This window comes from Pseudofrankia saprophytica (assembly GCF_000235425.2).
GTDB classification, from domain to species: domain Bacteria; phylum Actinomycetota; class Actinomycetes; order Frankiales; family Frankiaceae; genus Pseudofrankia; species Pseudofrankia saprophytica.
The window spans coordinates 7,321,902-7,343,278 of the sequence record NZ_KI912266.1 but is presented as its reverse complement, the minus strand read 5'-3'; the positions used below and the strand labels follow the sequence as shown (position 1 = coordinate 7,343,278).

17 protein-coding genes are annotated in these 21,377 nt (G+C 70.5%); 2 read left to right on the top strand and 15 right to left on the bottom strand.

Annotated features, from left to right (window positions below; translation table 11 throughout):
* Positions 1 to 161 precede the first annotated feature (161 nt).
* Positions 162 to 851 carry a TetR/AcrR family transcriptional regulator gene (locus tag FRCN3DRAFT_RS0230940; RefSeq protein ID WP_063630185.1) on the top strand — a complete coding sequence of 230 codons (690 nt, stop codon included), beginning with the start codon at positions 162 to 164 and terminating at the stop codon, positions 849 to 851.
* Positions 852 to 883: 32 nt separating this feature from the next.
* Here the strand turns inward: FRCN3DRAFT_RS0230940 and FRCN3DRAFT_RS0230935 are convergent, their stop codons facing one another.
* The 13 genes from FRCN3DRAFT_RS0230935 to FRCN3DRAFT_RS0230875 all read right to left on the bottom strand — a co-directional run bounded on the left by FRCN3DRAFT_RS0230935 (position 884) and on the right by FRCN3DRAFT_RS0230875 (position 17,074).
* Positions 884 to 2,146, bottom strand: coding sequence for an ABC transporter substrate-binding protein (locus FRCN3DRAFT_RS0230935; RefSeq protein ID WP_007510019.1), 1,263 nt, complete (start codon positions 2,144 to 2,146; stop codon positions 884 to 886).
* 353 nt (positions 2,147 to 2,499) lie between these two features.
* Entirely contained in the window at positions 2,500 to 3,795 is a 1,296-nt protein-coding gene (locus FRCN3DRAFT_RS0230930; protein ID WP_007510017.1) for an ABC transporter substrate-binding protein, read from the bottom strand.
* 343 nt (positions 3,796 to 4,138) lie between these two features.
* Entirely contained in the window at positions 4,139 to 5,428 is a 1,290-nt protein-coding gene (locus FRCN3DRAFT_RS0230925; protein WP_007510015.1) for an ABC transporter substrate-binding protein, read from the bottom strand.
* 290 nt (positions 5,429 to 5,718) lie between these two features.
* Positions 5,719 to 7,011, bottom strand: coding sequence for an ABC transporter substrate-binding protein (locus FRCN3DRAFT_RS0230920; RefSeq protein WP_007510013.1), 1,293 nt, complete (start codon positions 7,009 to 7,011; stop codon positions 5,719 to 5,721).
* Between the two features lie 296 nt (positions 7,012 to 7,307).
* On the bottom strand, positions 7,308 to 8,600 hold the full coding sequence (locus FRCN3DRAFT_RS0230915) for an ABC transporter substrate-binding protein (protein WP_007510011.1): 1,293 nt from the start codon (positions 8,598 to 8,600) through the stop codon (positions 7,308 to 7,310).
* Between the two features lie 418 nt (positions 8,601 to 9,018).
* Positions 9,019 to 9,996 carry an NADPH:quinone oxidoreductase family protein gene (locus FRCN3DRAFT_RS0230910; RefSeq protein WP_007510008.1) on the bottom strand — a complete coding sequence of 326 codons (978 nt, stop codon included), beginning with the start codon at positions 9,994 to 9,996 and terminating at the stop codon, positions 9,019 to 9,021.
* Between the two features lies 1 nt (position 9,997).
* The gene (locus FRCN3DRAFT_RS0230905; protein WP_051467297.1) at positions 9,998 to 10,993 is read right to left on the bottom strand and encodes a phosphotransferase family protein; all 996 of its coding nucleotides are present in this window, start codon (positions 10,991 to 10,993) and stop codon (positions 9,998 to 10,000) included.
* Between the two features lie 53 nt (positions 10,994 to 11,046).
* Positions 11,047 to 12,348, bottom strand: a complete 1,302-nt coding sequence (locus tag FRCN3DRAFT_RS0230900) for an acyl-CoA dehydrogenase family protein (protein ID WP_007510004.1) — start codon at positions 12,346 to 12,348, stop codon at positions 11,047 to 11,049.
* A gap of 119 nt (positions 12,349 to 12,467) precedes the next feature.
* Positions 12,468 to 13,487: a DUF2889 domain-containing protein gene (locus FRCN3DRAFT_RS0230895; protein ID WP_007510002.1), complete on the bottom strand. Its 1,020-nt coding sequence runs from the start codon at positions 13,485 to 13,487 to the stop codon at positions 12,468 to 12,470.
* A 44-nt stretch (positions 13,488 to 13,531) separates the two neighbouring features.
* Positions 13,532 to 14,884, bottom strand: coding sequence for an alpha/beta hydrolase domain-containing protein (locus FRCN3DRAFT_RS0230890; RefSeq protein ID WP_007510001.1), 1,353 nt, complete (start codon positions 14,882 to 14,884; stop codon positions 13,532 to 13,534).
* Positions 14,881 to 15,357, bottom strand: coding sequence for a VOC family protein (locus FRCN3DRAFT_RS0230885; RefSeq protein WP_007509999.1), 477 nt, complete (start codon positions 15,355 to 15,357; stop codon positions 14,881 to 14,883). The genes FRCN3DRAFT_RS0230890 and FRCN3DRAFT_RS0230885 overlap by 4 nt, the downstream gene beginning before the upstream one ends.
* The gene (locus FRCN3DRAFT_RS0230880) at positions 15,354 to 16,307 is read right to left on the bottom strand and encodes a zinc-dependent alcohol dehydrogenase (RefSeq protein ID WP_007509997.1); all 954 of its coding nucleotides are present in this window, start codon (positions 16,305 to 16,307) and stop codon (positions 15,354 to 15,356) included. Before FRCN3DRAFT_RS0230880 ends, FRCN3DRAFT_RS0230885 begins: the two co-directional genes overlap by 4 nt.
* Positions 16,304 to 17,074 (bottom strand): TetR/AcrR family transcriptional regulator, encoded by a 771-nt coding sequence (locus tag FRCN3DRAFT_RS0230875; RefSeq protein ID WP_007509996.1) that lies wholly within the window; start codon positions 17,072 to 17,074, stop codon positions 16,304 to 16,306. The genes FRCN3DRAFT_RS0230880 and FRCN3DRAFT_RS0230875 overlap by 4 nt, the downstream gene beginning before the upstream one ends.
* Before the next feature lie 136 nt (positions 17,075 to 17,210).
* On the opposite strand from FRCN3DRAFT_RS0230875, the gene FRCN3DRAFT_RS0230870 reads away from it, so the two are divergent.
* Positions 17,211 to 18,770 (top strand): MFS transporter, encoded by a 1,560-nt coding sequence (locus FRCN3DRAFT_RS0230870; protein WP_007509995.1) that lies wholly within the window; start codon positions 17,211 to 17,213, stop codon positions 18,768 to 18,770.
* Between the two features lie 88 nt (positions 18,771 to 18,858).
* Here the strand turns inward: FRCN3DRAFT_RS0230870 and FRCN3DRAFT_RS0230865 are convergent, their stop codons facing one another.
* Positions 18,859 to 20,160, bottom strand: a complete 1,302-nt coding sequence (locus tag FRCN3DRAFT_RS0230865; RefSeq protein ID WP_007509994.1) for an acyl-CoA dehydrogenase family protein — start codon at positions 20,158 to 20,160, stop codon at positions 18,859 to 18,861.
* A complete protein-coding gene (locus FRCN3DRAFT_RS0230860) occupies positions 20,157 to 21,302 on the bottom strand; it encodes an acyl-CoA dehydrogenase family protein (RefSeq protein ID WP_007509993.1) in 1,146 nt (381 codons plus the stop codon). Before FRCN3DRAFT_RS0230860 ends, FRCN3DRAFT_RS0230865 begins: the two co-directional genes overlap by 4 nt.
* Between the last annotated feature and the right edge of the window lie 75 nt (positions 21,303 to 21,377).

The window sequence follows — 21,377 nt, the reverse complement described above, 5'->3', positions numbered from 1 at the left end:
GGTGGAATCTGCGCCACGGAGGGCCTCCTGACGGTATTCCGCCCGGACCCGATGGAGAATAACATTCTCCGAAGACGGAAGCATCGGTCTCGCGGGCGCCGCGGGCCAGGGGGGCGAGGAGTGCACATGGCTGTACGCACGCTGGGGAGTACGTTCTACTCATGGCGCACGACCAGGAGCTTGCTGTGAGCACGCTGAGCGAGGAACCGGCTTGGAAGCAGCGTGCCGTCGAGCGCTCCACCAAGGCCGCGCGCCTGCGCGCGGAGCGCAAGGTCCAGCAGTTCCTCGAGGCCGCCCAGGCGATCATTCTGGAGAAGGGGTCGACCGACTTCACCGTACAGGAAGTCGTCGACCGGTCGCACCAGTCGCTGCGCAGCTTCTACCAGCACTTCGGCGGCAAGCACGAGCTGCTGCTGGCGCTGTTCGAGAACGCCCTGCGCCGCTCCGCGGACGAGATCCGCATCGCGGCGGGTGCCGAGGTCGACCCGCTGACCGGGCTCGAGGTCGCCATCCGGATGCTGTTCGAGAGCTCGCTGCCGGATCCGTCCACCCGCCACCCGCTGTTCACGGACTTCGCCACGCAGCTGCTGATGACCTACCCCGCCGAGGTCAGGTCCGCGCACGAGCCGATGCTCAGCGTGTTCGCGGAGCTGATGACCCGCGTCGACGCGGTCGGCCAGCTGCGGACGAGCCTGCGCCCGCGCCGGGCGGCCGCGATGGTCATGCAGTCGGTGATGTTCCTCGCCCAGTCGACCGCGGTCGCGGGGGAGAGCGAGGGCGCGCACCCGCTCACGACGGACGAGGTGTGGGACTTCTGCTCGGGAGGGTTCGCCCGCCACGCCGAGAGGTGACGGGCGAACCCCGGGGGTTGGCGGCTACCGGGTCAGGGCTGCTGGTTGAGGGCGGTCATCTGCTGCGGGGTGATGCTGTCCCCGCAGGTGGCCGTGGAGCCGGTCAGTTGGAACTTCGAGCCGTCCGGGCTGATCTTGATGGCGTAGTAGCAGGTCGAGGTCTGGCGGAAGTTGGTGGACAGGTCGATGCTGGCGTCGGGGGTCAGGCCTGCGCCGTCGTAGTCCTTGACGGCGCGCAGGCCGGAGATGAACGACTCCCTCGTCGGGCATTTTCCAGCCGCTTCGAGGCCGCGGGTGAACAGGTCGGCCGCGATCCAGCCGCTCACCGCCAGGCCCTGGGTCGGGGGCTGAATCTCCGGGGTGTAGTCGCTCATGGCCTGCTCGAACTTCCGCTGCCCCGGAGTGTCGAGCTCGAAGGGCTGGACGGAGGTGAAGATGGACGCGCCGGCGAGCGACCTGCCGTATGTCGCCAGGCTGCTGCCGTCGTAGCCGGTCGGCAACAGAACGACCTTGAGGCTGCCGCCGAGGGTGACGCCGAGCTTCGCCAGCTCGGGGAGCAGCTTGGCGGCCGCGTCTGGCAGCAGAACACCGGTGAGGGTGTCGATGTTGTTCGCCTTGATCTGCTGGGCGACGGTCTGGTAGCTCGTGATCTCGCTGACGTTGAACGTCTTGACGACCTTGACGTCGTTCGCCTTCAGGCTCGCCACGACCTGCTGCGTGAAGCCCCCACTCGTCGCGCTCGCGCCAATCGCGAAGACGCCCGCGCGGGTGCCGCCCTGTTCGCGGACATACTTGCCCCAGGTGGTGCTGGAGCCGTCTCCGAGGTAGAACCACGAAAACATGTTGTTCATCCCGAGCCAGACCGGGTCGCTGGCGATGCCCGTGACGGGGATGTTGCGTTCCTGCAGGAGTTTGGCCGAGTCCCTGCCGCCGCCGGGAGCGTAGATGAGTCCGAAGATCTTCTCCTGGTCAAGGAGCTCCTGGACCATGGAAACGTTGAGGGTGGGGTCGGCCCGGTCGTCGCGCCAGGCGTAGGTGACCTTGCGGCCGTAGACGCCGCCTTCCTCCTCGTTGAGGACGTGGAGACGGGCATCCACGCCGGCCCGGAAGGCGCGCAGGGTGGCGGCTCCCGGTCCGGTGTCGCTCCAGACCATGCCGGCCTTGACCTCGGTGGGCGTGATGCCGGGCACCGTGGCCGAGCAGGCCCCGCCCGCCGCGTTCGAGCCGCCGCCACCGCAGGCGACCAGGGAGGCGGCCAGCCCACCCGCGCTGAACGCGGCCGCCGCGGCCCGCATTAATCGATTGCTGGGCGGTAACAGCGGGCCGCGGTTTCGCGGGCATATAGCGGCCGTGGCCGCCTGGGCGGGTAAGCGCTCACAGTGCGCGGAGGATGCGCGCGTTGACGTGGTCACGGTCCTGCGCCGGAAAAGGTGAGTCCTCTGCGCCGACCTGTCGGCCCGGGCGTCGCTGGGTCCTGTCATGGACGTGGATAGTAATGAGCACTCACCCCGCGGGGCGCCCGGAGCGCCGGCGTTTGCCGGTGCCCCGGGCCAGATGTGCGTAGTTTCGTCGGACCGCCACCACCAAGGAGCCGGCCGGGCTGTTCCGGAACCGGCTGGCTGTTGGCTCCTTCAGGACCATTGGTCCGTCAGGGCTGCTGGTTCAGGGCGGTCATCTGCTCTGGGCTGATGACATCTCCGCAGATGGCTGTCTCGCTGGTGGGCTCGAACCTGGAGCCATCCTTGCTGATCTTGATGGCGTAATAGCAGGTCGAGGTCTCGCGGAGGTTGGTGGACAGGTCGATGCTGGCGTCGGGAGTCAGGCCGGCACCGTCGTAGTCCTTCACGGCACGCAGGCCGGCGATGAAGGACTCCCGAGTCGGGCATTTTCCGGCCGCTTCGAGGCCCCGAATGAACAGGTCGGCCGAGATCCATCCGTCCACGGCCAGGTCCTGGGTCGGCGGCTGGATCTCGGGGGCGTACTCGCTCATCGCCTTCTTGAACGTCTGCTGGCCCGCGGTGTTCAGCTCGAAGGGCTGGGTGGCCGTCAGAACGGTCACGCCGGCGATCGAGCGGCCGAACTGGGTGAGGTTGTTGTCGTCGTAGCCCAGGGGCATCACCGCGACCTTGAGGCCCCCGCCGAGGGTGATGCCGAGCTTGGCCAGCTCGGGGAGCAGCTTGGCGGCCGCGTCCGGGAGCAGGACGCCGGTGAGGGCGTCGATGTTGTTCGCCTTGATCTGCTCGGCGAGGGTCTGGTAGCTGGTGATCTGGCCGATGTAGAAGGTCTTGACGACCTTGACGCCACTGGCCTTCAGGCTCGCCGTGATCTGCGAGGCGAAGTCTCCGTTCCCGGCGGTCTGGGCCGTGGCGAAGAGGGCCGCGCGGGTTCCGCCCTGGTCATGGACGTATTTTCCCCAGGTGGTGCTGGAGCCGTCGCCCAGGTAGAACCACGAGAACATGTTGTTCAGCCCCAGCCAGACCGGGTCGCTGGCTATGCCGGTGACGGGGACGTTGCGCTGCTCCAGGAGTTTGGCCGAGTCACGGCCGCCGCCGGGAGCGTAGATGAGGCCGAAGATCTTCTCCTGGTCGAGGAGCTCCTGGACCCTCGGCACGTTGAGCGCCGGGTCGCCCATGTCGTCACGCCAGGCATAGGTGATCTTGCGGCCGTAGACGCCGCCGTCCTCCTCGTTGGCGACGTGGAGGCGGGCGTCCACGCCGGCCCGGAAGGATCGCATGGTGGCCGCCCCCGGCCCGGTGTCGGTCCAGACCATCCCGGCCTTGACCCCGGTGGGCGTGATGCCGGGCACCGTGGGTGAGCAGGCCCCGCCCGCCCCGTTCGCGCCTCCCTGGCCGCAGGCGGCCAGCGAGAGGGAGGCGGCCAGGCTGCCCACACTGGCCGCGAGCGCGGCGCTTCTGGTTAATCGTTTCCTGACGGGTGGCAGCATGCCGCGGCTCCTTCGGCATCATCGCGGCGCTGCCCGCCCGAATGGCGAGCGCCCGCTGTACGGGAGAGTCGCCCGCCGACGCGGCCTCGATACTGCACCGGAGGTGGGGCCAGCGCGACAGATGCGTCGGCTCGCGCACAGCTGGTTCTTCTTGTCGAGCGATAGTAGTGAGCCTCACCCCGCGGGTGCCCGGCGTACCCGGGCCGCGGGGAGTCGCCATCGGGCGCCGCGCCGCTGGGCCGCGGACACTCGGGACGCCGGTGGTCGCCGGCGTCCCGAGTGTCCGCGTGTGTCTTTGCCGGACCGTCCCGTCAAGGGGCCGGCCGGGCGCTGCTCCGAGCCGTCAGGATTGCTGGTTCAGGGCAGCCAGCTGCTCCGGGCTGATGACGTCGCCGCACAGGGCGGCAGAGCTGACGGGCTCGAACTTCGAGCCGTCCTTACTGATCTTGATTGCGTAGTAGCAGGTGGAGGTCTGGCGGAAGTTGGTGGACAGGTCGTTGCTGGCGTCGGGGGTCATGCCCGCGCCGTCGTAGTCCTTGACGGCGCGCAGGCCCGCGATGAACGACTCCCTGCTCGGGCATTGTCCCGCCGCCTGCAGGCCACGGATGAACAGGTCGGCGGAGATCCAGCCGTTCACCGCCTGGTCCTGGGTCGGTGGCTGGATCTCGGGGGCGTAGTTGCTCATCGCCTGCTCGAACTTCTGCTGGCCGGGGGTGTTCAGCTCGAAGGGCTGGACGGAGGTGATGATGGAGGCGCCGGCGAGCGCGGGGCCGTACTGGGTGAGGACGTTGTTGTCGTACCCGAGGGGCATCACGGCGACCTTGAGACTGCCGCCGATGGTGACGCCGATCTTGGCGAGCTCGGGGAGCAGCTTGGCGGCCGCGTCCGGTAGCAGGACGCCGGCGAGGGTGTCGATGCCGGCGGCCTTGATCTGCGCGGCGACGGTCTGAAAGCTGGTGATCTGGCTGGTGGCGAAGGTCTTGACGACCTGGACGTTGTTCGCCTTCAGGCTTGCCACGACCTGCTGGGTGTAGTCCCCGCTGGAGGAGGTGCTGCCGATGGCGAAGACGGCCGCGCGGGAGCCGCCCTGGTCGTGGATGTACTTGCCCATCGTCGTGCTGGAGCCGTCCCCGAGGTAGAACCACGAGAACATGTTGTTCAACCCAAGCCAGACCGGGTCGCTGGCGAGGCCCGTGACCGGCACGTTGCGCTGCTGCAGGAGCTTGGCGGAGTCCCTGCCCCCGCCGGGGGCGTAGATGAGCCCGAAGATCTTCTCCTGGTCGAGGAGCTCCTGCACCCTGGGCACGTTGAGTGCCGGGTCTGCTCCGTCGTCACGCCAGGCATAGGTGATCTTGCGGCCGTAGACGCCGCCGTCCTCCTCGTTGGCGAAGTGGAAACGGGCGTCCACCCCGGCCCTGAACGCGTGCAGGGTCGCGGCTCCCGGCCCGGTGTCGCTGAACACCATTCCCGCCTTGACCCCGGTGGGGGTTATGCCGGGCACCGCGGTCGAGCACGCCCCGCCCGCCGCGCTCGCGTCCCCGCGGCCGCAGGCCACCAGCGACGCGGCCAGGCCACCGGCGCTGACGGCGAGGGTGGCTGCTCTTATTAATCGGCTATTCGCCGGCGATAACATGCCGCGGCTCCTTCGGCGTATCGCGGCGGTACCCGCTCGGACGGGCGGGTGTCCGCCGTACAGGGAGAGCCGCGCGCTGACGTAATCTTCGTTTTGCGCCTAGAGCGATGATCCAGGCGCGACGTTACGTCAGTTCCGAGGCGGCTTACTCCTCTTGTATACGCCAGTACCGGTGAACGGGTACTCACTGGGCCGTCGGGATGCCGGAAGGTGCCGGCCCTCAAAAGATGTACACGGAATTTTTCCGGCCAGCCCCCACCAAGGGGCTGGCCGGCTCGCCTTCGCGGTCGTCAGGGCTGCTGGTTCAGGGCGGCCATCTGCTCCGGGCTGATGACGTTTCCGCACATCGCCGCGTCGCTGGTCGGCTCGAACTTCGAGCCGTCCTTGCTGATCTTGATGGCGTAGTAGCAGGTCGAGGTCTGCCGGAAGTTGGTGGAGAGGTCGTTGTGAGCGTTGGGGGTCATGCCGGCGCCGTCGTAGTCCTTGACGGCGCGCAGGCCGGCGATGAAGGACTCCCGGGTGGGGCATTTTCCGGCCACTTCGAGGCCGCGGATGAAAAGATCGGCGGAGATCCAGCCGTCGACGGCCATGTCCTGGGTCGGTGGCTGGATCTCGGGGGCGTAGTCGCTCATCGCCTGCTCGAACTTCTGCTGGCCGGGGGTGTTCAGCTCGAAGGGCTGGATGGCGGTGAAGATGGAAGCGCCGGCGAGCGACCGGCCGAACTGGTCGAGGTTGCTGTTGTCATAGCCCAGGGGCATCTGAGCGACCTTGAGGCTGCCGCCGAAGGCGACGCCGATCTTGGCGAGCTCGGGCAGCAGCTTCGAGGCCGCGTCCGGCAGCAGGACGCCGGCGAGGGCGTCGATGTTGTTCGCCTTGATCTGCTGGGCGACGGTCTGCCAGCTGGTGATCTCGCCGGTGTAGAACATCTTGACGACCTTGACGTCGCTCGCCTTCAGGCTCGCCACGATCTGTTGGGTGAAGTCCCCGTTCGTGGCGTTCGTGTCGATCGCGAAGACGCCCGCGCGGGTGCCGCCCTGGTCGTGGACGTACTTGCCCCAGGTCGTGCTGGAGCCGTCTCCGAGATACACCCACGAGAACATGTTGTTCATCCCCAGCCAGACTGGGTCGCTGCCCAGGCCCGTGACGGGGATGTTGCGTTCCTGCAGGAGCTTTGCCGACTGGGTGCCGGCGCCGGGGGAGTAGATGAGCCCGAAGATCTTCTCCTGGTCGAGGAGCTCCTGAACCATGCTGAGGTTGAGCTGCTGGTCCGCCTGGTCGTCACGCCAGGCGTACGTGATCTTGCGGCCGAAGACGCCGCCGTCCTCCTCGTTGGCGACGTGGAGGCGGGCGTCCACGCCGGCGCGGAAGGAACGCATGGTCCCCGCCGCCGGCCCAGTGTCGCTCCAGACCATCCCGGCCTTGATCTCGGTGGGGGTTATGCCGGGCGTCGTGGTCGAGCACGCCCCACCCGCCCCCTCCGCGGCCGACTGGTCGCCGCAGGCGACCAGGGATGCGGCCAGACCGCCGGCGCTCATCGCGAGCGCCGTCGCTCTCACTAATCGATATCTGACTGGCGACCTCATGTCGCGTCTCCTTTGACGTGTCGTGGCGATACTGGTCTGGGTGGGCGGGCATCTGCCGCGTGGGTAGGGTCGCGCGCCATAGCAGCCGCTGTCTTGCGCCAGTGGAGGGGGATCCGGCGCGACGGTTCGGGCGTGACTGGCCCTTCCCGGCGAGGCTGATAGTAGTGAACTCTTAATCCACATGAGGCCGAAGTGCAAACAAATGCCTGCGTTTCGGATTCGTTACGCGGAATTTCCCTGGATCCGCCCGTGGGCGGCGCGCGGAGTGACCGATCGGCACCGGTCTGGTAACTCCGTCAGGGCTGCTGGTTCAGGGCGTTCATCTGCTCCTGGCTGATCGGGGCGCCGCATTCGGGCTGGCTGTCGGCCTCGAACCGGCTTCCGTCCTGGCTGACCTTGATGGCGTAGTAGCAGACCGAGATATCCCGGTAGTTCGTTGACAGGTCGTTGGCGTCCTGTGGTGTCATTCCGGCGCCGTCGTAGTCCTTCACGGCGCGCAGTCCGGTGATGAACGACTCCCTGGTCGGGCACTGCCCGGCCTCCTTGAGGCCGCGGATAAACAGGTCGGCCGAGAGCCAGCCGTCGACCGCGCTGTCCTGCGTCGACGGCTGGATCTCCGGAGAGTAGGTGTTCATCGCCTGCCTGAACTTCTGCTGCCCGGGAGTGTTGACCTCGAAGGGTTTGACGGCTGTGAAGATCGACGCGCCGGCGAGCGACGTGCCATACGTCGCCAGGCTGCTGCCGTCGTAGCCGAGCGGCATCAGCGCGACCTTGAGATTCCCGCCGAGGGCCAGGCCGACCTTGCGGAGCTCCGGCAGCAGGTTCGCCGCCATCTCCGGGAGCAGGACGCCGCCGATGGCGTCGATGTCCTCCGCCTTGATCTGCTGCGCGACGTTCGGGTAGCTGATGACCGCGCTGGCGGTCTGGAACGTCCTGACGACCTGGACGCCGCTGGCCTTCAGGCTTGCGATGTACTGCTGGTTGAAGTCGTTGTTGGACGCGCTCGAGGCGACGGCGAACACGGCCGCGCGGGTCCCGCCCTGGTCATGGATGTACTTGCCCCAGGTGGTGGCGGAGCCGGTGCCCAGGTAGAACCAGGAGAACATGTTGGTCTTGCCCAGCCAGCTCGGGTCGCTGGCCAGGCCCATGACCGGGATCTTCTGCCGGCTGAGCCAGTCCACCGAGGCGGAGCCGCTCGCGCTGGGCATCGCGATGAGCCCGAAGACATGCTCATTGTTGATGAGATCCTGGGTGCCGCTCAGGTTGAGCGCCTGGTCCGCCCGGTCGTCCCGCCAAGCGTATTTGAGCTTGCGGCCGAAGACGCCGCCCTCCTCGTCGTTGGCGCTTTCCAACCGGGCGTCCACGCCGGCCCGGAAGGCCCGCATGCTGCTGGCGGACGGGCCGGTGTCGCTCCAGATCATGCCGGCCTTGACCTCGGTGGGCGTGATACCCGGCGCCGTGGTGGTGCAGGTGCCGGCGGCTGCGTTGTCGCTCGAGCCGCCGCAGGCCACCAGGCCGGCCGCCAGGCTGCTGGCGCTGGCCGCAAGCGCTGCGGCCCTCAACGCTCGTCGACGAAGAGGTAGCGACATTGCGGGGAAACTCCTCTGGAGATATGGCGGCCGCTCGGCCTTGTGAGCCTCGCGCCCGTCACCCTGGAGGCCCGGCGCCGAGAGCGGTGTTCCCCGCGTCACGGCGGAGCGCGCGGCACGGAATGACGCGGCCCCGGATCTCCTATTGACGTCGATATCGGAGTCGATGCTATCGACCGCGCTGTCAGGCAACGGAAAGGGGCGCCCGGCGAATGCCGGGCGCCCTCATCCCGTCACGGGTAGTCGCGCGCAAATGATATGTGCTTAATGTCGCGGCGCACGATGCCACCGAACCCGATGCCACGGAAACGGTTCAGACCGCGACACCGAGAAAGGCCGCGCCGGTTGCCCGGCGACAAGCTCGGTTCCGGGTGTCACCACGCCGGACGCACCGGGGACACAGGGCTACCGGTCCCGCTCAGGGCGCGACGTCGAGGACGACCTTGCCGATCGCCTTGCCGTCGGTGACGAACCGCAGCGCGTCGGCCGTGTCGGCGAGTGCGAACACCGCGCCGATGTGCGGACGCACCTTCCCCGAGGAGAGCAGCTCCATGAGCTCCCGCTCGTCACGGGCCAGCTCGTCCGGCCGGTGGGTGGCGAAGTCGCGCATCTGGAAGCCCATGATGTGCGCGCCCTTGAGCAGCACCAGGTTGAGCGGGATCCGCGGGATGGTCCCCGAGGCGTAGCCGATGGTCACGAAGCGGCCGTCGAAGCGCAGCGCCCGCAGCGCCGCCTCCGAGAGATCTCCGCCGACCATGTCGACGACGACGTCGACGCCCGCCGGGTGCGCGACCTTCAACGCCTTCCGCAGGTCCTCGGCCTCGTTGTCGATCAGCGTCGTCGCGCCGTTCGCCGCGGCCGCCTGCAGCTTGTCCGACGAGTTCGCCACCGCGGTCACCTCGGCCCCGAGGGCGACGGCGAGCTGGACGGCGGCGAGACCGACGCCGCCACCCGCGCCGAGCACCACGACCCGGTCACCCGGCTGCACCCGGGCCATCGAGCGCAGCACGTGATACGACGTGCGGTGCCCGACGGAGAAGGCCGCGGCCGACCGGTCGTCCACCCCGTCCGGGACGGGCCGCACCGAGTCGGCGGCGCACACGACCTGCTGCGCGAAGGCGCCGACGAACACCGTCCCCGCCACCCGGTCGCCGGGGGCGAGGCCGGTGACACCGTCGCCGACCTCCTCGACGATGCCGGCGAACTCGCTTCCCGGCACGAAGGGCACGGGCGCCTTCACCTGGTAGGTGCCCGCGATGACGAGCACGTCGGGGAAGTTGACCGCCGCCGCCCGGACGCCGACCCGGACCTGGCCCGGGCCTACCGGCGGCGTGTCGATCTCCTTGACCTGGATGACCTCCGGCGCGCCGTTCTCCGCACACACCGCCGCCAGCATGTCAGCGCCCCGTGTAGCTGTAGTCGGTGGTCGAGGCGAACTCGGCCGCCTCCGTCATGGACTTCTCGATGACCGGCCCGAACGCGAGCAGCTTCGGGTCGCTGCCCGCGCGCTGGAAGCCCTGCTCCAGGACGATCGCCATCTTCCACCGGGCCAGGACGAGGTAGTAGTCAAGGTCGTCGACCTGGCGACCGGAGACCTTGGCGTAGTGCTCGACGATCTGGTCGCGGGTGGGCATGCCCTGCAGGTCGACGTAACCCGACGTGGGTTCAGACGTGTCGTCCGGCCAACTCATGATCATCCAGGCCAGGTCCAGCTTCGGGTCACCGACGGTACCCATCTCCCAGTCGACCAGCGCGGCCAGCTTCGCCGGGACCTCGTTCTTGAACATGACGTTGGCGAACTGGTAGTCGCCGTGCATCAGGCCGGGGATGTAGTCGAGCGGCCGGTGGCCCCGCAGCCACTCGGTGACCGTGTCCATGCCGTCGAGCTCACGGGCCTTGATCCTGTTGAAGAAACGCAGCCAGCGGTCGACCTGGCGCTCGTGGAAGCCGTCCGGACGGCCCAGGGTCTGCAGCCCCTTGGCCTGCCAGTCGACCTTCGACAGCAGCGCGATGCCCTCGGCCAGCTGATAGCCCAGGCCCTTGCGCAGCTCCAGGTCGCTGTTGAACGGCTCGGGCCACTTGCGGTCCTTCATGCTCATCGGCGACCAGCCGTCGACGAAGCCCATGAGGTAGAAGGTCCGGCCGAGCACCGACGAGTCGGTGCAGACCGCCACGGCGGCGGTGTGCGGGACGTCGGTGCCGTCGAGCGCCTCGATGATCCGCCATTCCCGCACGATGCCGTTGTCCCGGTCGGCCGGCGCCGTGGCCGGTGGGATCCGGATGACGCACTGGAAGTCGCCGCGGGTCAGCAGGTAGATCTCGTTCTGCGTGCCGCCGGAGAGGAACTTGTGCTCCAGCGGGGCGCCCGCGCCGGGCAGCCCCTGGGCGTCCATCCAGGCGGCGAGCCGCTCGAAGTCGAGCGTGGTTTCGGTCTCGGTCTCGGCGCTCACAGGTTTCCCACCTCGTGCTCAAGGAACTTGGCGTACTTGGCCCGGGAGGCGTCGAGCTTGCCCGGGATCCACTCGGTCGGCCACATGCCCTCGGCCGGCTTGTAGTCGCGCAGGACCTGCTTGGCGACGGTCATCTTGTGGACCTCGGTCGGCCCGTCGGCCAGGCCCATCACGGCGGCGCCGTGGATGTACCGGAAGAACGGCATCTCGTTCGTGGTGCCGAGCGCGCCGTGGATCTGCATCGCCCGCCAGGCGATGTCGTGCAGGATGGTCGGCATGACGATCTTCGCCGTGGCGATGTCCTTGCGGACGCGCTTGTAGTCCTGGTACTTGTCGATCTCCCAGGCGACGTACATGACGAGCAGCCGGAACTGCAGCAGCTGCGCGTACGAGTCGGCGATGAAGCCCTGGACGAACTGCTTCTCCGCGAGCTTGCTGCCCGCGGTGGTGCGCGACAGCGCGCGCTCGCAGGTCATGTCCAGCAGCCGCTGCGCCTGGCCGATGGTGCGCATCGCGTGGTGGATGCGCCCGCCGCCGAGCCGGGTCTGGGCGATGGCGAACGCCTGGCCCTCGCCGCCGAGCAGCGCGGACTCGGGCACCCGCACGTCCTCGTAGTGGATGAGCGCGTGGAAGCCCTCGCCCAGTGGCTCGCCGAAAAGGCCGACGTTACGGACGATGTTGATGCCCGGCGTGTCGGCCGGCACCAGGAACATCGACATGCCTCGGTACGCGCTCACGTCGGGGTTCGTGACCACCATGACGATGAAGAAGCTCGCGGTCTTGGCGTTCGACGAGAAGTACTTCCACCCGTTGATGATCCACTCGCCGCCCTCCTTGTGGGCGCGGCAGGTGAACTGCGTCGGGTCCGCGCCGGCCTGCGGCTCGGTCATCGAGTAGCTGGAGAACATCTCGCCGTCGAGCAGCGGCCGGAGGTACTTCTCCTTCTGCTCCGGCGTGCCGTAGTGGGCGATGATCTCGGCGTTGCCGGTGTCCGGCGCCTGGCAGCCGAAGACGATCGGCGCCCAGGAGGAGCGGCCGAGGATCTCGTTGAGCAGCCCCAGCTTCTGCTGGCCGAAGCCCTGGCCGCCGAGCTCGGGGCTCAGGTGGGTCGCCCACAGGCCCTGGTCGCGGACCTGCTGCTTGAGCGGGTCGATGAGCTCCCGGCGCTTGTCGGTGAGCGGTACGAACTGCAGGTCCGGGAACGCGAGGTCAAGCGGCTCGACCTCGCTGCGGACGAACTCGTTCGCCCAGTCCAGCTTCTTCTGGTACTCGGGATCGGTCTCGAAGTCCCACGCCACGGTGTGTCCTTCCTGGTCGTCTTCGCCAGAATACGATTCTGACAATGCCGAACACAAGTTTGGATCTTCGGAACGCCTGCCGGAACGAAGATCCTCGGCCATGGCCGAGGCGGGCCGCCTCAGACCGGTAGGCGGGCGAGCAGCGCGCCGACGTCCTCGAGCGAGCGCAGAGTGTCGTTGAGGTGCGTGCACGTCGTGACCCCGGTGAAGGTGTCCCGCACCTCGCGGCGCAACCCGTCCGGGCGCTGTCCCACCAGGCGGCCAGCGCTGGCCAGCGCGAGCGGGCACTCCGGCCACGGCAGCGCGCCGAACTCCGCCGTGCACGCCGTGAACGTCGTCGTCGCCGGGTCGAGCGTGGCGTGCACGGTGTACTCGTGCACCGCGGTCTCGACGCCGTCCGGATCGACGTGGCTGTCGCGGAAGAAGCACTCGGCCCGCGCCTCGGCGCCCGCCCGCCAGACGTCGAGCCGACGGCGCCGGCGCATCCCGTGCGCCGGCAGCGGCGCCACCTCGTGCCAGCCGTCCGGGTCGTCGCCCTCGATCGGCGGCACCGGCGGCCCGAACGGGGCCGGCACCCGCCCGGTGGCCTCGATCCCGCGGATGATCGTGCCGTCGGTGACCCAGCCGGCGCACAGGTCCGGGTACTGCGAGGCCATTCCCTGCCGCCACTGCGGGAAGGGCCCAGGCGCCACCCACTGGGTGGCGTAGCCGCTGACCAGCACCGCCGTAGGCAGGTCGTCGAGCAGCTGGAAGCGGACCGAGTGGCTGGCGCGCTCGTCGGGCAGGGCGGCGTAGACCGCCTGCCGGAAGCCCGAAGCCGCCCGGACGCCGACGAGCGCCGCGAGCCGTGGCTCGTCCGGGTCGAAGCCGATCCGGGTGACCTCCCGGCGGGGGAAGGCGATCTCGGCGTCGAGGCGCGCCGCGTCCAGGACGGTCAGGGCGCCGTCGGCCTCGACACGCACGTCCCGGCCACGCGCGTCCAGCATCACGGGACCGGACAGGCCGGCGGGCCGCAGCGAGTCGTGCGTCGTCGTCCGGCGCACGAGCCCTGGCCGTGGCGGCGGCGTCGAGAGCGCCGGGCCGGTGGGCGACGCCGGGCCGGTCATCGCGCGGCCGTTCGGCTGGGCTGACGTGCTCATGCGCGGATCACTCCTCGCTCGACGGGGCCCCGGAAAGCCCGCGGCTACGAGATCCGGTCGGGCTGGGCGTAGGCGAGGAGGGCCTCGCGGTCCTCGGCGAGGGCGAAGCCGTCGGCGACGAGCCGGTCGACGGCGGCGGTGTAACGCGCCAGGTAGTGCGCGCGCGACGGGTAGAGCTCGGCGACCCGCGCGGCCGGCAGCGCGATCGTCGAGCCGAACAGCTGGCAGATCACCGACGGGTTCGGGCCGGGGATGCCGGACAGCACGTCGACCGGCACGTCGACCGGTGGCGTGCGGATCCCGCCGAGCGCGATGCCGTCGCCGTCGCGGACGATCTCGCCGCCCGCGGTCGTTATCCGCGGCGAGGCGGGCGGCGGAGTGCCGCCGCGCGCCCAGGTCTCCAGCGCGCGCAGCGCGGCCTTGACGACGACGTGCATCGGGGCGTCGTTGACGTCGACGCCGCAGCCGAGCAGGTCGGCGAACGGGCCGACGGTGTGCTGGTCGGCGTGGGCGGCGCCGGCGACCTCCCACGTGCGGACGTGCTCGAGGTCGTCCTGGCGGGAGCCGAGCGAGTGCAGCACCTGGTTCAGGTCGCCCTCGGCCTGGACGATGAGTACCGGGGTGGTGGTGTCCTCCCGGACGAGCACCGGGCTGGTCGCGGTCAGCGCGTGCAGGCCCGCCGGCTGACCAGGAGCGGCGAGGTTCAGCGCGCCCAGCCCGCGGCTGTGCAGCAGGTAGCCGTCGAACAGCCCGCGGACGAGCGGCTCGACCCCGTTGACGTAGGTGACCATCGCGTAGGCGGACTGGGACTGGCCGGCGGCGAGCACGAGCCGCGGGGTGAGACCCCCCAGCAGCGTCCCGTCGCGGACCGAGCGGGCCGTCTGGGTGAACAGGTCGAACGCGAACCCGTCGCCGGGGTGGACGAGCGAGCCGTAGCGCTCCGGGTCGGTGCCCACGAGTCCGGGCGCGTCGGCGCCCTCGACGGGCGAGGCGAGCACGGGGCCGCCCGCGACTCCGATGAGCTGGGCCGACACGCCGACCCAGGCGTGGCCGCGGCGGGTGATCTCCTCGTGGTTGGTCGCCCAGATGACGTCGGCGTCGTGGCCGGAGCTGACGTTGAGCCACTCGACGACCGCGGTGCCGCTGAAGCGCTCGGCCGCGACCGGGCGGCGCACGACGACCCGGGTGCGGTAGGGCGCCGAGCCGGCGGGCCCGAACGTCCAGCGGCCGTCCGCCGAGAGTTCGCCGACGGCCCGGTAGGCGGTCGCCGTCCCTGCCGCGGCGAGCTCGTGCTCGACGTAGCCGACGGCCGCGACGTCGGCCGGTACCGGCGAGGCGAGCATGACCCCCTTGCCGCCGGTCAGCCCGACCAGCTCGGTCGGCGCCGCCAGGCTCACGCCGGGCGCCGGCTGTGCGCCCAGTACTGCTCCAGCCCCGGCTTGATGCTCCGGCTCACCAGCTCGATCCGCGGACCGTCGGTGCCCCGGTGGTAAGCCCAGTAGGGCTGCCCGTCCGGGCCGATGCCGGCGACCTCCAGCGGCATTCCCAGCGCGGCGAGCGCCGCGGAGTCGCCCGGCACGTCGTCCGACCAGTAGCCGAGGTGGTGCACGCCCGAGTCGGCGGGCACCCAGACGGTCCCGGGAATGGGCCGGATGACCTCGAGGCGGGGCTCGTTCACCGAGTAGGAGAAACGCGTCGTGACGGTGGTGTCCACGGGGCCGTCCGGGGTGATGATCCGTACCGCCACGTCGCTCACCAGCTCGTCGCACCACTCGAAGCCGAACAGCTTCGTCAGCCGGTCGAGGGTGCCCTCGAAGTCCTCGACGATGACCCCGGCGTGGAACTGGTCCTCTGGCCGTAGCGTCGTCACAGCTCCACCACCACTCGGATAGCGCCTGTCGTCTTGTCGCCCGCCACCCGGAACGCCTCGGCGGCGTCCTCGAGCGGAAACCGGTGCGTGATCAGCGTCTTGGGGATTTCGGGATTCTCCGCCAGCATTGCCGCGACCTCCGCCAGCTCGGTCACGCTACCGCCAGCGCCGTCGTCGTGCGTGCAGTAGCCCACGGACGGGATGACGCGGGCCTCCAGGTGGAACAGGGTGCTCCAGGCGATCTCGACCGGGCCCATGTGGACGGCGACCGAGACCACGGTTCCGCGCGGGCCGACGAGCTCGATCGCGCGGGCGAGGCTCTCCGTGGTGCCGGCGGCGTCGAGGACGACGTCGTAGCGGCCGTCCGCGCCGATCCGCGCACCCAGGCGCTCACCCGCCTCGGCCTGGTGGCGGTGGCGCGCGTCGAGCGTGACCTCGGGGGCGCCGAGCCTGCGGGCACCGGCGACGGCCAGCAGGCCGAGAGCGCCCGCGCCGACGACCGCCACGCTGGTGTCCTTGCCGGTGCCGGCGAGGCGCAGCGCGTGCCAGGAGACGGCGGCCGGCTCGGCGAGGGAGGCGTCCGTGACGGCGAGCCCGTCGGGGACCGGCACGAGCCGGGGGCTCGGGGCGCGGAACTGCTCGGCCATGCCGCCGTCGGCGTTGGCGCCCAGCGCTCGGGTGAAATGGACTGGGCAGAGGTTGTACCGGCCGATCTGGCACTGGTCGCACGTGCCGCAGCCGAACACCGCCTCGACGATGACCGGCGTGCCGTCGGCGCGGACTCCGGCGAGCTCGTGGCCGACGACCTGGCTCAGGCCGTATCTGAGGTACATGAGGTCCGAGCTGCAGATGCTCGCGGACTTCATCGTCAACAGCTCGTCGCCCTCGCCTGGCGGTAGGTCGACGTCGATGACCGACACGGCGCCGCCCGCCGAACGGACAGCCTTCATGAGTGCGCTCCCTGACTGGGCTGGGGAATCGGTGGTTGGGCCGCCCGCAGGCAGAAGGCGGTGACCTGGTCGATCTCGGCGTCGGTGGGTTCGTTCCGTCGCCACAGGAAGTCCGACAACGCGCCGAAGACGGCGAACGCGGCCAGCGTCGCGTCCGGCTCGGGGTGCCCGCTGCCCAGCGCGGCGAACGGCGCGCGCAGCAGCACCGACATCGACCCGGCGGCCGGGTGGAGGCCGGGAGTGGCGTTCCTGGTGCTGCTCCCGTTCCACATCACGGCCAGCGTCGACGCGGCCACCTCGCCCCTGGCCTGCCCGAGCACGGCCTCCACCCAGCGGCGCACCTGGCCCGCGGGCGTCGGCTCCTTGCTCATCTGGTGGGCGGTGTAGCTGGCCAGCCGCTCGCTCCCGTCCTCGATCAGCGCGGTGACCAGCGCGTCCTTGGACGGGAAGTGGCGGTAGAACGCGTCGTTGGACAGTCCCGCCTCGGCGACGATGTCGGCGACCCGGGGGCGTGATGAGATGCCGTTGCGCCGGATCACCTCTAAACCGGCGTCGAGCAGCCGGCGCACCTCGTTCGTGTAGCCGGCGGTGCGCGCGGCGAGCGTGCGCGCCGCCGTGCGGGCGGCGACGTCGCCGGCCGGCTGGGACTGGATACCCGGTGCCGCCACGGACGGGTCGCCCGGTGTCGCCGCGGGCGTGCCGCCCGGCGCCTCGGAAGGCGGGGAACCCGGCGTCACCGCCAGGAGCCGATCTGCGTTCTGCGTCATCAGAACAGGATTCTGGCATGTCGGGTGGGCGAAGTCACCCCATGTCGCGGCCGGTGGCGCTTTCGCTTCTCGAATGTGCGTGATACATATTATGTGCATCGTGCATATCTATGGTGCCGCACCAACGGGAGGGCCCATGAGCGCCAGCAAGACCACCGGCACCGCCCCGGCCAGCGTGGCGGGTCGCACGGCGCGGGCGAACACCCTCGTCGCGGTCCTCGCGGCCGCGGGCACCGCGATGTCGCTGATGCAGACGCTGATGGTGCCGCTGATCCCGAAGCTGCCGACGCTGCTGCACACCTCGTCCTCCAACGCCTTCTGGGCGATCACCGCCACCCTGCTCGTCGGGGCGATCGCCAACCCGCTGTTCGGCCGCCTCGGCGACCTGTTCGGCAAGCGGCGGCTGTTGCTGATCGCCCTGGGCACCCAGACCGTGGGCGCGCTGATCTGCGCGCTGAGCTCGTCGATCGTGCCGATGGTCGTGGGCCGCGGGCTGCAGGGCATCGGCTTCGCCACCATCCCGCTCGGCGTGAGCATCCTGCGCGACCTGCTGCCGCCCAAGCGGATGGTCTCCGCGATGGCGATCATGAGCTCCTCGCTCGGCGTCGGCGGCGCGCTCGGCCTGCCGATCGGCGCGGTGGTCGCCCAGAACGCCGACTGGCACGTGCTGTTCTGGGGCTCCGCCGTGATCGGCCTGCTGCTGGGCGCCCTCGTCGCCGTCCTGGTCCCCGAGTCGCCGGTGCGCGGCGTCGGTGGCTTCGACGTGCCGGGCACGGTCCTGCTGTCGGTCGGTCTGGTCGGCGTGCTGCTCGCCGTGTCGAAGGGCGGCGACTGGGGCTGGGCGAGCCTCACCACGCTGGGCCTGCTCGCCGGTGGCGTCGTCGTCCTGCTCGCCTGGGGCGCGTTCGAGCTGCGCGTCGACAGCCCGCTGATCGACCTGCGCACCATGAGCCGGCGCCCCGTGCTGCTCACCAACATCGCTTCCGTGGCGCTGGGCTTCGGGATGTACGCGCAGTCGCTGATCGCTCCGCAGCTGATGCAGCTGCCGAAGGCCACGGGCTACGGCCTCGGCCAGTCGCTGCTCGCCACCGGACTGTGGATGGCGCCGGCGGGCCTCGCGATGATGGTCGTCTCGCCGTTCGCCGGTCGGCTGATCTCCGGGCGCGGCCCGCGGGTCGCCCTGGCCGCCGGCGCCGTCGTCGTGGCCGCCGGCTACGTGCTCGCGCTCCCGCTGATGGGCAGCCCCGCCGGGGTGCTCGCGTTCTGCGCCGTGATCAGCGCCGGCGTCGGCCTCTCGTACGCGGCGATGCCCACCCTGATCATGCGGTCGGTGCCGGCCGAGGAGGGCGCGGCCGCGAACGGCCTGAACACGCTGATGCGCTCGATCGGCACCTCCGGCGCGAGCGCGGTGCTTGGCACGGTGATGTCGAGCATGACGACCACGGTCGGCTCGGCGGTTCTCCCGTCGGAGAGCGGCCTGCGGGTCGGCCTGCTGATCGGTGGCGGGGCGGCGCTGGCGAGCTGCGTCATCGCCCTCGCCCTCCCGCGCAGGATCGCGGACGCCCCGGCCCCGGCTGTCCCGGCTGTCCCGGCTCAGGTTGTCCCGGCCCCGGGCGTCTCGGCCATGCCCGCGCCGCGGGTCGCGTCCGAGCGGACGGCCGCGGAGCAGGTCGCGGCGGTCACCGCGATCGACTAACCGGGAAGCAGCCGACCGGCTGGGAGATGGCCAGGATCCGCTGACGGGCGGGGGCGTGTTTCGCGCCCCCGCCTCGCCTTTCCCCGCCTCAGCTGTTGCGGGCGCCGCGGGGGACGTCGCGGAACGCCAGGCCCCGGTCGAGCGCGGCCTCGCGGGGCATGCCGAGAACCCGCTCGCTGATGACGTTGCGGGCCATCTCGGTGGTGCCGCCGCCGATCGTCGCGGTCTGGCGCATCAGGAAGTCCTGGCCAACGTCGAACACGGCGCCGTCACTCTCCACCCAGGCCGCGCCCCGGTCGCCGACGATGTCGAACGCGTTGGTCATGTGCTGGGTCGCGGTGACGCCGGCGAACAGCCGCGCGATCGCCGCCGACTGGTCCGACAGCTTGCCGGTCGTCATGCCGACGGCGAGCCGCGGCTGCAGCGCGCTCCCGACCAGGTCCAGCACCCGGCTCTCGCCGATCAGGTCCCGCACCACCGGGTCCTCGAGCCGGCCGGCGTCGCGGGCGATGTCGAGCAGCCAGTCGGGCCCGATCCGGTGGTGCGCGCTCGTGCCGGGGCTGGTGACGTACGGCGAGTTGCTGGCCATCCGCTCGTGGAACATCCAGCGGGTGCCGATCGTCCAGCCGTCGTCGACGGCTCCGATGCGGTCGGAGTCGGGCACCCGGACGTCGGTCATGAACTCCTGGCAGAACTCCTTCAGCCCGTTGAGCATCTCGATCCGCTGCACGTCGACGCCCTGGGCGGTGAGCGGCAGGATGAAGACCGTGAGGCCGCGGTGCTTGGGGACGTCCCAGTTCGTCCGGGCCAGGCACAGGGCCCAGTCGGACCACCAGGCGCCGGTCGTCCAGATCTTCGAGCCGTTGAGCAGCCAGTCGTCGCCGTCGCGGACCGCGGAGGTGAGCGCCGCCGCCACGTCCGAGCCGCTGGACGGCTCGGACAGGAACTGCATCCAGATCTCCTCGCCCTTCAGCATGGCGGGGATGTGGGCGAGCTTCTGCTCCTCGGTGCCGAACTCCAGCAGCACCGCCGCGCACGGCGTCAGCGTCGGCACCTGGATGCGCTGCGGGTACTCATAGCCGTCGATCTCCTCGTCGAACGCCCGCTGATGGGCGACGGTGAGGCCCAGCCCGCCGTACTCGGCCGGGAAGCAGATGCCAGCGAGGCCGTTGTCGAAGAGCATCCGCTGCACCTCCCGCTCCCGGGCGGCGGCGGCCAGCTCCTCCTCGTCGGTCCGCGTCACCCGCAGAATGCCGACCTCCTCGTGCACCTCCAGCGGCCGCAGGTTGGCACGGATCCAGACGCGCGCCCTGGCCCGGAAGTCTTCGACGCTCTCGCCTGCGGCTGCGGCTGTGCCTTTGGCCGCGCCTGCGGCGGCGGACGTGCTCACGCGAGCTCCTTGAGGTTCTCGAAGATGCCGGTGACGCGGGCCCGGTGGCTCGCCGGGTTGCCGTGCAGCGCGCGGTTCAGCGTGACCCGGCGCAGATAGAAGTGCAGGTCGTGCTCGAAGGTCAGGCCGATACCGCCATGGATCTGGACGCAGTCCTGGACCAGCTCGGCGCCGTAGTCGCCGATGTAGGCCTTCGCGGCGCTGACCAGCTCGGCCGCCTCGGGCGCGCCGGCGTCGATCGCGGCCGTCGCCCGGTCGGTGATCGCGTGCGACGCCTCCAGCCACGTCTTCATGTCGGCGAACCGGTGCTTGAGTTCCTGGTAGGACGCGAGCGGCCGGCCGAACGAGTACCGCTCGAACGCCCACCGCACGGCCAGGTCGAACGCGGTCTGCATCGCGCCGACGCTCTCCGCGCAGCTCAGCGCCAGGACGGCCTGGAACTGGCGCTCGACCTGCTCGCCGACCTCGCCGAACTCACCGACGACAGCCGCGGCGGGCAGCCGGACCCCCTCGAACTGGACGACCCCGAACCGGCGGGTGAGATCGGCGGAGCGCATCGGGGTGACGGTCATCCCGGTGGCGTCGGCCGGTACCAGCACCTGGGCGAAGCCGGCGGTGCCGGCGACCCGCGCGGTGACGAGGATGTGGGCGGCCCGCGCGGCCGACTCGACCGGGCGGGCGGTGCCGTCGAGGACGACGTCGCCGCCGTCGGCGCGGACCTGGACCGTCACGCCAGCCGGCTCGCCGGGCACCCCGGGCTCGCCGAGCGCGCAGGTGGCCAGCGACGCGCCGGACAGGACAGCGTCCAGCGTCTCCGCGTGCGCGTCGCCGCCCCAGGTCGACAGCGCGAGCGCGACGACGTTGGCCGCGGCGAGCGGCCCGGGGGCGGCACGGGCGCCGAACTCGTGGGCGAGGATGGACAGGTCGACGAGCGGTCCGCCGCTGATCGAGCCGCCGCCCTGCTCCTCGCTGACGAGCAGGGAGGTCCAGCCGAGCTCCGCCCCGGCGCTCCAGTAGTCCGCCGAGAAGCCGGCCGGATCGTCACGCAGCCGGCGGATCACGTCCGGGGGCACCCGGTCGGTCAGGAAGCGCGCGGTCGCCTCCCGGAAGACCTCCTGGTCAGGGGTCAGCTCCAGCAGCATGGTCCAGTACCTCGATCCGCTCGTCGGGCCACGACGGTCCTGAGCAGCATCGTTGCGTGGCGCCAGCGACAGGTT

Bases quoted from the DNA above. Each gene is read 5' to 3' on its own strand.
- FRCN3DRAFT_RS0230880 (WP_007509997.1), bottom strand. From the start codon at position 16,307: ATGAAGGCTGTCCGTTCGGCGGGCGGCGCCGTGTCGGTCATCGACGTC.
- FRCN3DRAFT_RS0230935 (WP_007510019.1), bottom strand. From the start codon at position 2,146: ATGCGGGCCGCGGCGGCCGCGTTCAGCGCGGGTGGGCTGGCCGCCTCC.
- FRCN3DRAFT_RS0230905 (WP_051467297.1), bottom strand. From the start codon at position 10,993: ATGGACGCCCAGGGGCTGCCCGGCGCGGGCGCCCCGCTGGAGCACAAG.
- FRCN3DRAFT_RS0230940 (WP_063630185.1), top strand. From the start codon at position 162: ATGGCGCACGACCAGGAGCTTGCTGTGAGCACGCTGAGCGAGGAACCG.
- FRCN3DRAFT_RS0230875 (WP_007509996.1), bottom strand. From the start codon at position 17,074: ATGACGCAGAACGCAGATCGGCTCCTGGCGGTGACGCCGGGTTCCCCG.
- FRCN3DRAFT_RS0230920 (WP_007510013.1), bottom strand. From the start codon at position 7,011: ATGAGGTCGCCAGTCAGATATCGATTAGTGAGAGCGACGGCGCTCGCG.
- FRCN3DRAFT_RS0230895 (WP_007510002.1), bottom strand. From the start codon at position 13,487: ATGAGCACGTCAGCCCAGCCGAACGGCCGCGCGATGACCGGCCCGGCG.
- FRCN3DRAFT_RS0230910 (WP_007510008.1), bottom strand. From the start codon at position 9,996: ATGCTGGCGGCGGTGTGTGCGGAGAACGGCGCGCCGGAGGTCATCCAG.
- FRCN3DRAFT_RS0230870 (WP_007509995.1), top strand. From the start codon at position 17,211: ATGAGCGCCAGCAAGACCACCGGCACCGCCCCGGCCAGCGTGGCGGGT.
- FRCN3DRAFT_RS0230860 (WP_007509993.1), bottom strand. From the start codon at position 21,302: ATGCTGCTGGAGCTGACCCCTGACCAGGAGGTCTTCCGGGAGGCGACC.
- FRCN3DRAFT_RS0230930 (WP_007510017.1), bottom strand. From the start codon at position 3,795: ATGCTGCCACCCGTCAGGAAACGATTAACCAGAAGCGCCGCGCTCGCG.
- FRCN3DRAFT_RS0230915 (WP_007510011.1), bottom strand. From the start codon at position 8,600: ATGTCGCTACCTCTTCGTCGACGAGCGTTGAGGGCCGCAGCGCTTGCG.
- FRCN3DRAFT_RS0230925 (WP_007510015.1), bottom strand. From the start codon at position 5,428: ATGTTATCGCCGGCGAATAGCCGATTAATAAGAGCAGCCACCCTCGCC.